General features: G+C 58.3%; 9 protein-coding genes. 7 read left to right on the top strand and 2 right to left on the bottom strand.

Going from position 1 to position 15,923, the window contains the following annotated elements:
* The 4 genes from BGLCM_RS07820 to BGLCM_RS07805 form a co-directional block, all read left to right on the top strand.
* Positions 1-342 (top strand): zinc ribbon domain-containing protein (locus BGLCM_RS07820; protein ID WP_148401575.1); only part of this gene is annotated, 342 nt, incomplete at its 5' end.
* A gap of 205 nt (positions 343-547) precedes the next feature.
* Complete coding sequence (locus BGLCM_RS07815; RefSeq protein WP_006293878.1) at positions 548-1,396, top strand: hypothetical protein; 849 nt, start codon at positions 548-550, stop codon at positions 1,394-1,396.
* Positions 1,397-1,548: 152 nt separating this feature from the next.
* A complete protein-coding gene (locus tag BGLCM_RS07810) occupies positions 1,549-2,988 on the top strand; it encodes an RNA polymerase sigma factor (protein WP_044085298.1) in 1,440 nt (479 codons plus the stop codon).
* An 11-nt stretch (positions 2,989-2,999) separates the two neighbouring features.
* On the top strand, positions 3,000-5,378 hold the full coding sequence (locus BGLCM_RS07805) for a DNA gyrase/topoisomerase IV subunit B (protein WP_006293880.1): 2,379 nt from the start codon (positions 3,000-3,002) through the stop codon (positions 5,376-5,378).
* Positions 5,379-5,511: 133 nt separating this feature from the next.
* On the opposite strand, the gene BGLCM_RS07800 is transcribed toward BGLCM_RS07805, so the two are convergent.
* A complete protein-coding gene (locus tag BGLCM_RS07800; protein ID WP_044085296.1) occupies positions 5,512-6,678 on the bottom strand; it encodes a glycosyltransferase family 4 protein in 1,167 nt (388 codons plus the stop codon).
* A 76-nt stretch (positions 6,679-6,754) separates the two neighbouring features.
* On the opposite strand from BGLCM_RS07800, the gene BGLCM_RS07795 reads away from it, so the two are divergent.
* Positions 6,755-8,071, top strand: a complete 1,317-nt coding sequence (locus BGLCM_RS07795; protein WP_006293882.1) for an MFS transporter — start codon at positions 6,755-6,757, stop codon at positions 8,069-8,071.
* 37 nt (positions 8,072-8,108) lie between these two features.
* Positions 8,109-9,413: an MFS transporter gene (locus BGLCM_RS07790; protein ID WP_160268328.1), complete on the top strand. Its 1,305-nt coding sequence runs from the start codon at positions 8,109-8,111 to the stop codon at positions 9,411-9,413.
* Between the two features lie 384 nt (positions 9,414-9,797).
* On the opposite strand, the gene BGLCM_RS07780 is transcribed toward BGLCM_RS07790, so the two are convergent.
* Positions 9,798-10,820: a GNAT family N-acetyltransferase gene (locus BGLCM_RS07780; RefSeq protein ID WP_148401574.1), complete on the bottom strand. Its 1,023-nt coding sequence runs from the start codon at positions 10,818-10,820 to the stop codon at positions 9,798-9,800.
* 168 nt (positions 10,821-10,988) lie between these two features.
* Between BGLCM_RS07780 and BGLCM_RS07775 the strand changes: the two genes are divergently transcribed.
* The gene (locus BGLCM_RS07775) at positions 10,989-15,923 is read left to right on the top strand and encodes a DEAD/DEAH box helicase (protein ID WP_044085291.1); all 4,935 of its coding nucleotides are present in this window, start codon (positions 10,989-10,991) and stop codon (positions 15,921-15,923) included.

Raw genomic sequence — 15,923 nt, 5'->3', positions numbered from 1 at the left:
AGAGCCGCATCCTTGGGCGGCATCAGCCAGAAACTCGAATACAAGACCCAGTTGAGCATGACCAACAGGCTCGTGCTCATTAATCCCGCGTACACGTCCCAAACATGCAGCGAATGCCACTATTGCGCGAAGGAAAACCGCAAGAGCCAAGCGGACTTCCAATGCGAACAATGCGGCATGAGCATGAACGCGGACGTGAACGCCGCAATCAACATCCTCCAACGAGGATACGAACATTTGTTGGGCGTGGACGACGCCCAGCGTGTCATAACGGAACAAGACACCCGACCCGCAAATCGCGGCAAGAGCGCATCCGCACGAACACGCAAAACCCCAACCTAGAAGCTGGAATCCCGCCCGTTCACGGGCGGGAGGACGTCAAACTCCCATACCACGCGTAACAGCTGATGTCATGGAGTCTGGATGCATGTGGAGACGCGTCTCGTTTTCCACATCAGCCTAGTGTGCTCGACATGGCGCGTTTGGTGATTCACAGTGGAGACTGGGTGGCAATGACGCCTCCCAAGCGAATCGAGGGGAGCGGCTTATGGGATCGATGGAAGATTTGCGCGCGATGGTCGAAGTGCATATGCAGGAGGGCTATGAACCCGATACGGCGCATTTGGAAACATTGGCTGACGATTTGCATGCCTGTGTGAACGCCCATGGTTATGTGGAAGGCATCCGCGAATGGTGTCAACCGGCCATGCGCGCATGGATGAGCCTGATCGACCACACCACCAACAACGTTGACATGGAAGCTATGACGCGTCTGATTGTGGCGATGAATGAGGCCATGTCGGTGCGTGACGCGTTGATCACGACCGTGTTGACCGTCAACATGACGCAGTCGCGGCGTGAAGCGCTCGTCTGGGAAGTCATGTGCAAGCCGTTCAAATCTTCGACGAGTGACGCGATGGGCAAGCTCATCATGTCATCGTTTGAAGGCCGGAAAACCGCCGCTGACATATGCAGTGTGCTCAGCGCAGCGGCCGTATTGCAGATTGTGCTCGAAGTCATGGCCGATATCGGCCGGTTCCTTGTGCAGCCGAGCGCGGTCATCGCGTTTCTGCTGTGGTGGCTGCATATGTCCGATCAAAGCGAGGATGCGGCCCATATGGCGTTGGACATTGATGAGGATTGCGGTTTGGCCACCATCGTGCTCGAAGCGATCGACCATGGCGTCTATCCCAAACATGGCGTCAGCGTGGCCGCATTGTTCGAAGAAGGCATATTCCAGTCCGGACCTTGGGTCGCGAACGACGGCGACCAAGGTGACAGGCATGATATGACATATTGCGAGAAGGCTGGTGATGGCGATTGCGAGGCTGGCAACGGTGACGGCGATGGCGATGACGACGATGGCGATGACGGCGATGGTGCCGATACGCCATGAGCGTCCAGATACGGCTGAACTTGGCGGTGCCCGCGGTGGAATAAACGTCCCCGTTTTGTGGTTTACTCTCATAGTTGACAGACTTGCATTTGGCAGAAGTATGCGCATTTTGCAGGTTCGTCCAATGCAAGACATTGTTCAGGAGGGTGAGTTTGGTCACGAAGACTACGTCTGCAACCAAGAAGAAGACCACGAAGGCAGCCGCCAAGGCCGCTGACACTGAGACCCCTCAGGAGGAGGCAACCGCGGCCGCAGAGTCGACTACGGCGAAGAAGACGACACGACGCAAGCCGGCAGCCAAGAAAACAGCGGCAAAAGCCTCAAGCACAGCCAAAAAAACGACTGAAGCCGCCAAGAAGCCTCGCAAGGCCACAAAGAAGGTCGAAGAGAGCGAAGACGAAGAGCTGACCATCGACGTTGAAGACGATGACGACGAGTTGACCGACGAGGACCTTGATCTCGATTCGGACATCGACAACACCGACGTGCCGGATGATGACGATGACGAGGACAGCGACACCTCGGAACCGGAAGACGACGAGGATGAGGACGAAGCCGACTCGGAACCTCAAGAACCCAAGGAAAAGGGCGCATTCGTCGTACGTGACGACGATGACGATGACGAGCCGGTAGTGCGTCCGGGCCGCAACCCGAAGCGTCGCGTGGTCACCACGGGCGCCACTGCCGATCCGGTCAAGGATTATTTGAAGCAGATCGGCCGCGTGAGCCTGCTGAACGCCGAACAGGAAGTGGACTTGTCGGAACGCATTGAGGCCGGCCTGTACGCCCAGCATTTGCTTGACACCGAATCGGAAGGCATGTCGTTCGCACGCAAGCGTGAACTCAAATGGGCTGCTAACGACGGCAAGAAAGCCAAGGACCATCTGCTCGAAGCCAACCTGCGACTGGTGGTGTCGCTGGCCAAGCGTTACACGGGCCGTGGCATGCTGTTCCTTGATCTGATTCAGGAAGGCAACCTTGGTCTGATCCGCGCCGTCGAGAAATTCGACTGGAAGAAGGGCTTCAAGTTCTCGACGTATGCCACCTGGTGGATCCGCCAGGCCATCACCCGAGCCATGGCCGACCAGGCCCGCACGATCCGCGTGCCCGTGCACATGGTTGAAGTCATCAACAAGCTGTCGCGCGTGCAGCGCCAGATGCTGCAGGATTTGGGCCGCGAACCTACACCCGACGAGTTGGCGCGCGAACTGGACATGCCTGTCGAAAAGGTGCAGGAAGTCCAGAAGTATGGTCGCGAACCAATTTCGCTGCACACGCCTCTGGGTGAAGACGGCGATCCCGAATTCGGCGACCTGATCGAAGATACCGATGCAATCGCACCATCCGACGCTGTTGCGTTCTCACTGCTGCAAGAGCAGTTCAAGCAAGTGCTTGAAACGCTCTCGCCGCGTGAAGCCGGCGTGATCAAGATGCGCTACGGCTTGGAAGACGGCCAGCCCAAGACGCTCGATGATATCGGTCGTGTCTATGGTGTGACGCGTGAACGCATCCGCCAGATCGAATCGAAGACGATGTCGAAACTTCGCCATCCTTCGCGCTCGCAGACGCTGCGCGACTTCCTCGACCAGTGAGCAGGCGCCCCATGACTACTTCTTCACAGTCCGCTACCCACAATTCCGGGTATGATGCGGACAGTCTTGTGGTGCTTGAAGGCCTTGACGCCGTGCGCAAGCGTCCCGGCATGTATATCGGCACGACCGATAGCCAAGGCCTCATGCACTGCTTGTGGGAGATCATCGACAACTCCGTTGACGAAGCGTTGGCGGGGGCTTGTGACCACATCACCGTGACATTGCATACGGATGGTTCGATTGAAGTGGCGGACAACGGCCGTGGCATTCCAGTGGACATTGAGCCGAAAACCAAACTGTCGGGTGTGGAAGTCGTCTTGACGAAACTGCATGCGGGTGGCAAATTCGGTTCGTCGAGCTATAACGCGTCAGGTGGTCTGCATGGTGTGGGTTCATCCGTCGTCAACGCGTTGAGCTCCAGACTCGATGTGGAAGTCGACCGTGATGGCAAAACCCATCATATGGCGTTCCACAAAGGCCATCCGGGCGTATATACGGACGCCGACCCATCGCAGCCGTCTCCGGATTCCCCGTTCAAAAAGACGCGCAAGAACCGTCCTACCGAACTGGAAATCATTGGTAAAGTGCCACCCAAGCGCACGGGCACACGCATCCGTTACTGGGCCGACCCTGAGATTTTCAACGATACGGCACAGTTCAACTATGAGCAGCTGATCGATCGTGTGCGCCAAACCAGTTTCTTGGTTCCCGGATTGAAAATCACGGTCATTGACGAGCACATCCCGGCCACAGGTCAAGCAGACATTGACACGTTGGTAGAATCCGATGTGGCCGAAGCCAAAGCCGATAACGCCGAAACGGCCGATATTGTGGCGGTGGCACAGGTTGATGCAGACCAAGCTTTGGCACACTCGCCGGTCAGTGACGTTGAGACGCTTGACGACGCTGAATCCGACATGGCCAGTGCCGACGCCGAGCAGGCGGCTGCGCTGGACTTGCCAGACATGGCCTCGCTGCAACGCACGCAAAGCCAACCGGGTCATCGCCGCGTCGAAGAGTTCGTGCATACGGGCGGTGTGACCGATTTCGTCGATTTCTTGACAGTAGGTGAGCCCATCAGCTCCATATGGCGTATTACGGGCGAAGGTACCTATAAGGAAGAAACGCAAAGCGTGGATGCCAACGGCGATTTGCATGCCGAACAGGTCACGCGCACCTGTGGCGTTGACATCGCGTTGCGCTGGACGAACGGCTATGACACGATAATGCGCAGCTTTGTCAACGTGGTGGAAACCCCAGGCAACGGCACGCATGTGGACGGCTTCTTGCAGTCCGTGACCAAACTCGTGCGCAAAGCTGTGGAAGACAATGCGCGCAAGCTCAAGGTCAACCTTAAAGACTCGAAGATGAAAGTCGAACGTGACGACATTCTTGCGGGTCTCGTCGCCGTGGTGACGGTGCGCATCGCCGAACCGCAGTTCCAAGGCCAAACCAAAGACGTGCTCGGTACCGCGCCCGTCAAAGGCGTGGTACAGCGCATGAGCGACAAGCAGTTCGCTGAGATGATTACTGGCGCCAAGCGTGGATTCAAAGAACAATCCATGCGTGTGCTTGAGAAAATCGTTGGCGAAATGCATGCGCGCATCCAGGCACGCAAAACGAAGGAAGTCACGCGCCGCAAGAACGCGTTGGAATCGGCGTCGATGCCCTCGAAGCTGTCGGACTGCCAGCCAGGCAACGATGATGTGGCCGAGTTGTTCATTGTGGAGGGTGACTCCGCATTGGGTACGGCCAAGGCTGCACGCAACTCGAGCTTCCAAGCGTTGCTGCCGATCCGAGGCAAGATTTTGAACGTGCAAAAAGCCTCTCTTGCGCAAATGTTGTCGAACAAGGAATGCGCGGCCATCATCCAGGTGGTCGGGGCCGGTTCAGGCGCCACATTCGATCTTGACCAAGCACGTTACAACAAGGTCATCATGATGACCGACGCCGACGTGGATGGCGCTCACATCCGTACGCTGTTACTCACGTTGTTCTACCGGTACATGCGGCCGCTCGTCGATGCCGGACACGTGTATGCGGCCGTGCCACCGTTGCATCGCATCGCGCTCAACGCGTCACGCAAAGGCCAATACATTTACACGTATTCGGATGATGAACTCGCGGGCAAACTTGCCGAACTGGATGCTCAAGGCATCACGTACGACCCTGATATCCAACGCTACAAGGGCTTGGGCGAGATGGACGCCGACCAGCTAGCCGACACGACAATGGATCCGCGTTCGCGCATGTTGCGCCGTATCACGGCGGTCGAAGCGCAGCAGGCCAACGAGATTTTCAGCCTGCTCATGGGTGACGAGGTGCCACCTCGACGCCAGTTCATCGTCGACAACGCGAACGATTTCGACCGTTCCAAGATCGATACCTGATCGGGGCGGCCCACCGGCAAACCTATGCCAGACCGCCACCAATGCATATAAACAACAGGGGCTGTGACGATATCGGATCGTCACAGCCCCTAATTGTAGGCATGCGTTGCAAACACGCCGTCATGCAGCGTTGTCAGCCGCGTCGCTTCGCCAATGCATGCGCATAGACACGTTCCACCTGGTCGGCCACAGTGCGCACATCATAACGCTCAAGCAGTTGGCGTTCACGTTCATGCAGCGCATGCGACCATTGCCGGCTCGTCAACGCCAACGAGATGCGTTCGGCCAGATCACGTGCATGCGTATGCTCATCAATGCTAAACAGCGCATCCGGGTCCCCCAGCAATGTGGAATGGTATCCCGCATTGTCGCCGGCCAAGGTCACACCAGCGCCGGCCGCTATGGCCTCCAGCAACACAATGCCGAAGGATTCGCCGCCAGTGGCGGGGAACACGGCGATGTCGGCGCTGCGCAGCAGCGCGGGTTTGTCGTCTTCGGGTACATAGCCGAGGAATGCAATTGGCGTATGCAACCGCGATGCGCGGGATTTGCAGGAATCCAACAAAGGCCCTTTACCAGCGAACGTGACGTGGAAATCCTTGGGGAACAAGCCGTGCAGCTCACCATATTCCACAGCGTCCAGCAACAAATCAGCGCCCTTGCGCTCCACGAACCGACCCAGGAACACCACATGGTTGCCGCGCTCGGGAAACCCTTGCGGCGCCGCACGCACCTGACTGAAGTGAGCCACGTCAATCGGATTGGGAATCACGGTGCCGCGCACACGGGCAGTGCGCGTGGCATACTCACCGGCCACTTGGGAAACGGCGATGACCTCGTCCACGCGACGGTGCGTGTGATGGTTGATCGCGCCCAGTAGCGAGCCTCCCAACCGTGACGCCCAATCAGCCGACGCGATATGGTAGGTGGCCACGACACCCGTGTCGTCGTCGGCGAGCGAAAGCACCTGACCGGCCATGAACGGTGAATACGGCGCCTGCACATGCAAAATATCGAAATGCGTGTCGTCCAACGTGCGCCGGATCAGCTCGCGTGAAGCGGGCAGCGGGATGCGCATGCGGTTGCCATTGAACGGCACCTCCACATTCGTAGACATTGAATGCGTGTTGTCCATTGGCGAGTCGTGCGTTTCCCCAACGAGATAATGCACCTGATGGCCGCGTGCAGCCAGCTCGCGCCCCAACGTCACAATATGCTGTTGCACGCCGTCGAGCACGTCCAACGTGTCGTCGAACACGAACCCGATCGTCAACGCATCCGAAGCATTCCTAGCAGTCATGGTCTCCACTTTAGCCGGCATGGTCTAGATTGGTGAGCGGAAGTACCCACCACTGGCGAAACGAAACGGAGCAAGCATGACGATGGCGCTACTTGCCGTGATTTATTTGGCGTTCATTTCACTGGGACTGCCCGACTCGCTGCTTGGTGCCGCATGGCCGGCCATGGGACCGGCGTTGGACGTGCCTGTAAGCTGGGCCGGGGGCATTTCAATGACGATCAGCGCGGGAACTATCGTGTCGGCACTGCTGAGTGAACGCACAACGCTGCGGTTCGGCGCGGGACCCGTGACCGCCGTGTCCACAATCATTTCCGCCGCGTCACTGATTGGCTTTTCGTTGGCGCCGAATTATTGGTGGCTCATTGCGCTGGCCATTCCGTTCGGCCTGGGTGCGGGCGCCATCGACGCCGCGTTGAACAACTATGTGGCCGTGCATTACCAAAGCCGCCATATGAATTGGTTGCACAGCATGTGGGGAGTCGGCGCGCTGATCGGCCCGTATGTGATGGGCTATGCGATCAGCAGTGGACACGGATGGGCGTCGGGCTACCGTTGGATCGGTTTCATCCAGTTCGCAATCGCCGCGCTTCTGCTCGTCAGTCTGCCGTTGTGGGCTGCTGTACGGCGTCACCAACGCAAACAGGACGCGGCACGTCTGGCGCAAGTGGCCAACGCTACTGATGCCGTGTCTGACGCTGTGGAACCTGGTGTTGGCGCAACACCCGGCACAGCATCCTCATCATCCTCAGCATCCGGATCCGCAACGCCAGACGCACAGCCGGACGCCGCCACACCCTTGGGCCTGCGTGCGGCCTTCCGCATCACCGGCGTGCCGGAAATCCTGTGTATGTTTTTCTGCTATTGCTCTCTGGAGCAAACCTGTATGCTCTGGTCGGCCACCTACCTCAACCAGGGCAAAGGCTTGGATGCCGCGTTCGCCGCAGGCATGGCCAGCCTGTTTTTCATTGGTATGACAGCCGGCCGGTTCTTGAGCGGTTTCATCGCGATGCGTTTCAACGATCCCACGATGATCCGGGCCGGACAAGTGCTGATTGTCGTTGGCATTGTGCTGCTCTTACTGCCGATTGACGCGCAGTGGTGTGCGCTTGCCGCATTCATTGTGTTGGGTTTGGGGTGCGCGCCGATTTATCCAAGCGTGATCCATTCGACGCCCGTATATTTTGGCGTGCGCAATTCGCAAGCCATTGTGGGCATGCAAATGGCGTTCGCTTACACGGGTTCCATGCTGTGTCCGGCATTGTTCGGTTTGCTCGCGCAATATGTGAGCGTACTGTTGCTGCCGTGGTATCTCGTGCTGTTCCTTGTGATGATGGTCATTATGCACCGCCGGTTGCGTCGCTTGCATCCTGATGCGTTTGCGCGTTCGCTCTGAGAGCCACGCGGCAGGCTGCACTCGGTACGATAACTCTATGATCACTTCCTCCCAACCGTCGCGTCCGCGGGATGCGCGCATGCATCGCCGGCTTGTGGCGCTCATCGCGTTTTCGTTTGTCGCGCTCGGCTTGCCGATGGCGTTGTTGGGCGCGTCCTGGCCGGCCATGGGTGCCGGGTTGCATGACGGGTTGGCTTGGGTTGGCGGCATCGCCATGACAATCTGCGCGGGTTCCTTGGCTGCGTCGTTATGCTCGCCTTGGTTGCGTCACCGGTTTGGCATCGGACGCGTCGTCGTGTGCGGGGTGCTGTTGTCGGCGTTGGCGTGCGTGGGATTCGCGTGCGCGCGTTCGTTCGTATGGCTGGTGCTGTTCGCCGTGCCCTACGGCTGGGCGGCTGGCATGTTGACGGCTTGTTTGAACGCTTACATCGCGCCGCGTTATGCGGCCCGGTTTGTCAGCTGGTTTCATGCGCTCAAGTCGGCGGGAGCTATGGTCGGGCACACGGTGTTGGGTGTCGTCATTGCGATGGGGGCAGGTTGGCGCGCCGCGTATGGTGATGTAGGTCTCGTATTGGCTGTCTGTGCGCTGCCATGCTGTGCTGTGGGATTGTGGCGTTATGGCCGTCCGGTTGCGCAACTGCCCGCTCAACTGGCCGAACACAATCCGCAGCTTGACTTGCGTGCCGACGTGCATGGATGGTCGCGTTGGGTGGCCGCTTGCCGTTTGCCCAAGGTGGTATTTCTGTGCATCATGGTCGTGGCATACACGACCGTGCAACAGACCACGATGCTGTGGGCGTCCAGCTACATGGTGCATGCCGAAGGCATGAGTGTGACCGGCTCCGGCTGGTATGCGAGCTTGTTCTTTGTCGGGTTGACGATCGGATTGCTCGTTGCGGGTCTTGTGGCCCCACGCGTGGCCGGCCCGCTGCGCATCCGGATCGGGGAGTGCTTGCTGATTGCAGCCATCATCTGGATGCTGCTGCCCATACATGGACAGGCCAAATCGGTGTTGGTGCCGATGCTGCTCGGAGTCGGCGTGGCACCCATCAACCCGGCTGTCATCTCAATGACGCCGCACTGGTACGGTGCACACAGCACACGCACGGTCATCGGCTTGGAAACGGCCATGGTCACGCTCGGCACGTTTGCCACACCGGCCTTGTTTGGCGTCGTCGCCAACGTCACCTCGATGCATGCGTTACCGTGGTATCTGCTGATCTTCACGCTGCTGGCCATCGCCGCCGGCGAAGCGATGATGGCCCGTCACCGCCTCGACCAGGACCTTCCTCAACAAACCAGTCCCGAGCAGAATACCGCTAGTGGCTCGGTACGGCAGTAGCCTGTTGGTTTGACTGGGTCTAGCTTAGTCTGACTTGGCAGCATGCCCGCCATCGCGACGGCCCATGGGTTTACGCTGTTGGTTTGGCTTGGTCTGGCTTGGCAGCATGCGTATTGCGTTTGTACCACCGTGGTACAAACGCAGCACATTGTTGGCTGTTGGCGGCGTATTTGTATCGCGAACGTACCACGGTGGTACAGCGGCGATACGGATTTTGGCCCAAAATGCATGCGTTTGTACCACCGTGGTACAGACGCGTGCAAAACGAGGCGAAATCCGTAGCGTCAACGTACCATCGTGGTACAAACGCGACACATCCAGCCTCCATCTGTACCGCGAACGTTCCACCGTGGTACAACAACACATGTGTTGGTATCCCCGAGGTCACTGTGATGGTGGATGTTCCAGCATGGTTTCCATGCCGTAGCCTGTGTCGGGACCCGACATGACAGCAAACCCGAGTGAACTATAAAACGGTTCCGTCCCCGGCGCCGACCGCAGATCCACGCATGTTTTCCAGGTATCGCGCATGGTGCTGATAATGAAATTCTTGGAAAAACGGTAGAGCAACGTACCAATCAGTTGTCCTTGGTAGGCCGGATTAACTATGCATTCTTTCATGAACCAGTGCATGCCATAGTCGCCAAGCCAATTCATCGTTGCCACAGCATTGCCGTTATGTCTGACGACAAATGACTTGGTACTATGCCGTAATGCGCTTTCCATCTGCTCAGGTGCAGGTAGGCTCCAGGCCACGGATGTGAACAATGAGGCAAATTCCTGTACACTCATATCCTGACTGACGCTATACCAATCCAGTCCGAGGAAAGGCAGCATCGCCAGTTCACGGCGTTTACGTTCCTTGAGACAGGCGATATAGCCGTCGTAGCCTTGAAGGTTGTGGTGTTTGCCATATGCTTGCCCAACATGGTAGTCGATTACGGCGTTGAGCCAACCGTCACCGCGTTCATCAAGCACGCGGTCAATCGTCGTTCGCACATCAGGCTCATCAATATAGACGATAATGGGATTTAACGGCTTGATGATATCGGCCATACCCGCAATATAGGTTTGGGACGCATCGGCATCCATATCGAATCGCATCATGGTTTCGCACATGGGATTTTGTAGCAAGACGCAGTTGAATACGTAGATTGTATCCGCGTCGGCTTGGTCTACAAATGCGCGCCACTTGGTATATATGGCTGTGCGTTCCGCTTCAAAATCAGGAAAATCATAATCGGCGTAATCAGCAGGATGATTCGCATCCCCTTCGTCGACGCACACTACAGTCTTCCCTTTGCGACGTAATTCATCCGCAATCATCTGCGCTGTTGTACTTTTGCCGCTGCCTGGCAGTCCTTCAACAATAATCAAATGTGAATGCACTATTCCTCCGTATTGCATCTCATATGGTTGGTGCGTATGGCAATTGATTCTGGGCATGCCTCATCGCAAGCCCACGGTGGGGGGATGTCCACTGACGGAGAAATCACATTTCCATAGGTCAACATGGTAACAGATGCAGGGACAGCCAGTCTCGAATAGGAGCGGCGAAAGGCTAGAATCGAACATATGAGCGAATTGATGCAGGGGTTTACGCAGCAAACGCAGCGATGGTTCGAACAAACGTTCGGCAAGCCTACGGATGTGCAACGTCAAGCATGGCCGTTGATTCGCTCAGGCGCTGATACGCTCGTCATTGCGCCTACGGGTTCAGGCAAAACGTTGGCCGCGTTCCTGGCTGCGTTGGACACGATCATGTGTGAGCGCGCCCGCAGTGTGTCTGGCGCTGTGCAACCGCGGATTGATCACGTCGACCTGGTTGAAGATGCGCCACAAACCGCAAAACCAGCACGAAGCAAACAACGTGCGAAGACCAAGGGTGTGCGCGTGCTCTACATCTCGCCATTGAAGGCGTTGGGCGTGGATGTGGCCAAAAACCTTGATTTGCCATTACGCGGTATCAGTGATGAATACGCGGCTGAAGGCTTGGAAGTACCTGAGGTGCGTGTGGCCATGCGCAGTGGCGACACGGATGCCAAGGCACGTGCGGCCATCACGCGCCGACCTCCCGACATTTTGGTCACGACACCCGAATCGTTGTATCTGATGCTGACCTCAAAAGCGCGTGAGATCCTACGCCATGTGGACACGGTCATCATTGATGAAGTGCATGCCGTGGCCGGCACGAAACGCGGTTCACATCTGGCGTTGAGCTTGGAACGGCTCGACGCGTTGCTGGAGCATCCCGCACAGCGTATTGGGTTGTCCGCCACCGTGCACCCCATGGAGGAAACAGCCGCATTCCTTGGCGGCTCACGCCCTGTGCAAATTGTCAACGCAGCGGGTGCGCCCAGTGTGGATTTGCGTGTGGTCGATGTGTCTGAACGGGCCGTGACTCGCCGGACGAATCTGATTGCAAGCGAAGGTGAACCCGGCATTGCTCCAACAACCGGCGACGCATCAAGACGCAACTCAGCATTGCATACGCCCACCACATCCATCAGTGGTGTCACGCCAGCCATGCAACGATTGGCAGCCCGCAAAGCCGAGACCGCCGCCGATTCACCAAGTGCGCAAGCATTGCAAGCCGCTCAACGGTTCACAGCCCATGCCGCGATGCCGGCACCCCACCACGGCCTCCCAATGGATGCTTCTGCCACCACGCAGAAGACCTTTTCGATTTGGCCGCAAGTGCAGCGCAGCGTGCTCGACATGATCCTTGAACATCGCACGACACTCGTGTTTGTCAACTCGCGTGGCGTGGCGGAACGCTTGACCGCACAAATCAACGATTTGTATGCGCAGCGCGTCAACGCTGGACGCGGTGACGCCATCGACACGGCCTGGGGCCAGCATGGAGACGGCCCTGATGAACCGATGCATCGACGATCCTCGTATGGATCGACGTCGATGCTCGTGTCATCACCTGAACCTGAAGCGACCTTAGCGATGGCCCACCATGGTTCTGTGTCCAAAGACCGGCGCAAACAGATTGAAGACGATCTCAAGCGTGGCAAGCTGCGCTGCGTCATCGCCACAAGCAGCCTTGAACTCGGTATTGACATGGGGTCGGTCGACCTCGTGATTCAAATCGCGCCACCATTGTCGATTAGTTCGGGATTGCAACGTGTGGGCCGTGCCGACCATACGGTCGGCGGCACATCGCACGCCGTGTTTTATCCATTGACCAGACAGGAAATCGTGGCCACAGGCACAGCCGTGGAACACATGCGGTCTGGTTCGCTTGAACCGACGATGATGGTGCGCAACGCGCTCGATGTGTTGGCCCAGCAGACGGTGGCGGCCGCCAGCGTGGAACCCGTGTCGGTGGATACGTGGTACGCGCTCGTACGTAAGGCGGCGCCATATGCGGGGCTGGGACGCGATGTGTTTGAAACAGTAATCAAACTGTTGACAGGAGCCTACAACAGTGAGGAATTCTCAGCGTTCCGGCCGCCGCTGATGCTCGATGAAGACAGTGGCATGATCAGTGCGCGGCCCGGAGCGCAACGACTGGCCGTGACGAGCGGCGGCACGATTCCCGACCGCGGACTCTACACGGTCGTATTGCCCGAAGCCCAAGCCGGCAAAGGGCCCAAACGCGTCGGTGAACTCGACGAAGAAATGGTCTATGAAACGCGGGTCGGCGACATCATCACGCTCGGCACAAGCACCTGGCAAGTGCAGGAAATCACGAACGACCGCGTCGTCGTGATCCCAGCTCCGGGACGCAGCGCGCGGCTGCCGTTCTGGCACGGCGATCAAGCGGGACGTTCCTATACGTTCGGACTGGCCCAAGCCCAATGGATGCACGACATGAACGCAGGATTCCTCGCAGCCACAAACAATGGCACGGCAACGGAACCTACGTTCAATGACGAGACACTCGAACGACTACACAACGACGGCTTCGACGACAACGCGATCAACGATCTTGCGGGATTCCTGGCCGACCAGCGTGCCGCGACCACAGTGATCCCTGACGCGACACGCATCGTAGTGGAACGCACACGCAGTGAGGAAGGCGACTGGACCGTGCTCATCCACTCGCAACTCGGACGGCGCGTGCACGAACCGTGGGCGCTCGCGATCAACGCGCGCTTGCAGCAACGCTACGGCTTCTCCGGACAGATTTTCGCAGCGGACGACGGCATTGTGATCCGCCTGCCGGACGGGGACGGCACCATCGACGTGATTGGCTCGATACGGTTCGACGTGGACGATTTGAACCGTATTGTGACCGAACAGGTGGGCGGCAGTGTGCTGTTCGCGAGCCGGTTCCGTGAAGTGGCGGCGCGCTCGCTGTTCATGCCGCGCATGAACCCGGGCAAACGCGTGCCGTTATGGCAGCAGCGGCTGCGCGCCTCGCAACTGCTGGCCGCGGCACGACCAATCAAGGATTTTCCATTGATCATGGAAACCACGCGCGAATGTTTGCAGGACGTGTACGATTTGCCTGCGTTGCGTGAGGTGATGGGCCGCATTGGCGCCGGGCAAATCATGATTGATGAAGTGACGACGGATTATCCCTCGCCGATGGCCGAAAACCTGATGTTCGGATTCGTCGGATCAGTCATGTACGAGGGGGACACGCCACTGGCTGAACGTAACACGCAGCTGCTGTCGATGGACCCGGCCATGCTCGAGCAACTGCTGGGTGAAGCCGATTACGCGAGCGTGCTCGACAGCGAATCGATTGACGAAACAGCGCGTGCGCTGGAAGGGCGCACATTCTGGAACGCGTTGGATGAGCAAGACATCACAGGTCGCGTGAGCCGCTACGCGAAAACGCATGCGCCGTTCACGGCCGCGCAGATGATAGCCGACCTGAACATTGACGCTGAAGCCGCTGTGCGCGCGTTGGATGCGCTGAAAGAACGCGGGGAAGTGCTGCAGGGACGGTTTGACGCGCGCATGAGCGAGGACGTGGAGCAGTGGGTGCACCAAAGTGTGTTCCGCATGATCCGATCGCGCTCGTTGCGCAGGGCGCGTGCGGCGATACGGCCCGTCAGCGCGGCTGATTATCAACGATTCCTGCTGGACCTGCAAGGAGTGGGGCCTGTGGGCGGCCAACGGCATGACGACACGGAGGGCGTGCTGCGTGTGCTTGAGCAATGCGAGGGTGTGGAATTGCCGTTGCATGTGTGGGAAGGCTCAGTGTTGCCGGCGCGCGTGCGCAATTACACGCACGCGATGCTCGATGCGCTCGTGCTGGAAGGCACTGTGGTCTGGGTCATGGGGGAGCGCGGCGTGCGTTGGTATCCTGCGGATTCCGTGCAACTCGCCTCATGGGCGGCCAGAGTGCATGAACAAGCTGAGCAGGCCGGCTCTGCGGATACGGATGCGGACTTGAGTAGTGCTCTGGACAGCGTTGTAGCCGGTGAATCGAACGGTGAATGGAACGGTGACGGGGAAACCGAAGTGCAAGCGTGGCTCGCCGATGACACCTGCCGGAGTCTGTGCCGTGCGATTCTTGCCGTGCTTGCGCAGGGAGGCGCCTATGGCGCGTCGCAACTGGCTGATTTGGTCAACGAGCGGTGGATGGATGTGTGTGAGCCGCTGGTTGATGATGGTACGGGTGAACTTGTGATGCCGGCATGGACGATGGAACGATTTGAACAGTCCCTGTGGCGGCTCGTGCGCCAAGGCTTGGTGACGAACAGTGCACTCGAAGCCGTGCGCGCCCATGAAACCGCGGATGCTGGTACGTCCAGCGCAGGTGGTGCGGCGGCAGGGCGTTCCAAGGCTGCTGCGCGTTCAGCACATTCCGTGCGGTCGATGCGTTCTGTGCGTTCGATACGCCATAGGTTGCCTGCCCGCATGCCACAGACAAAGACCTTGGCGGGATTGTGGCGGCTCGTCACGGGAGATCAGGAATTGGCTGCCGAGGTTAGTGCGGAACAGCGCACCATCGACTTGGTGGAAATGCTGCTTGACCGCTATGGGCTCATCGCTCCGGCATTGGTCGACATGGCGGGTGTGCCTGGCGGGTTTTCGTCACTGTACCCTGTACTCACGCGTATGGAGGAGCGTGGATTGTTGGTGCGTGGCATGTTTGTTGAGGGATTTGGCGCAGCCCAATTCGCGGTGCGTGACACGGTGGATGTGCTGCGTGGCATCAGCGCCACTACGCATGCCCATGCGGTGGTGTTGAACGCGATTGATCCGGCCGTGCTGTATGGGGCGGCCGTGCCATGGCCCGCTCTGCCGGATGATGCGGGCAAACCATTGCGCAAAGACGGTTCCTTGGTCGTGTTGCGCGATGGCGTGCCAATCGTGTTTGCAGCGTTGCGTGGCAAACGTTTGATGGCGTTTAGCACCGTCGAATCATTGCTTGAATCGGCATGTGCCGAATTGGCATATCAATGCCATCAAACATTGGGGGCGCCCGTGACGTTTACCGTCTGCAACGCCCAGCCGATTCGTGTGGGACAACCAATATTCCATGCGTTGCGTGCCGCAGGGTTCACACCTACGCCACAAGGCATGAAATTGTATCGATAG

Origin of the sequence: Bifidobacterium gallicum DSM 20093 = LMG 11596 (genome assembly GCF_000741205.1) — a bacterium.
GTDB lineage: Bacteria > Actinomycetota > Actinomycetes > Actinomycetales > Bifidobacteriaceae > Bifidobacterium > Bifidobacterium gallicum.
Note: the sequence above shows the minus strand (reverse complement) of the source record. Positions and strands in the feature narration are given on the sequence as shown.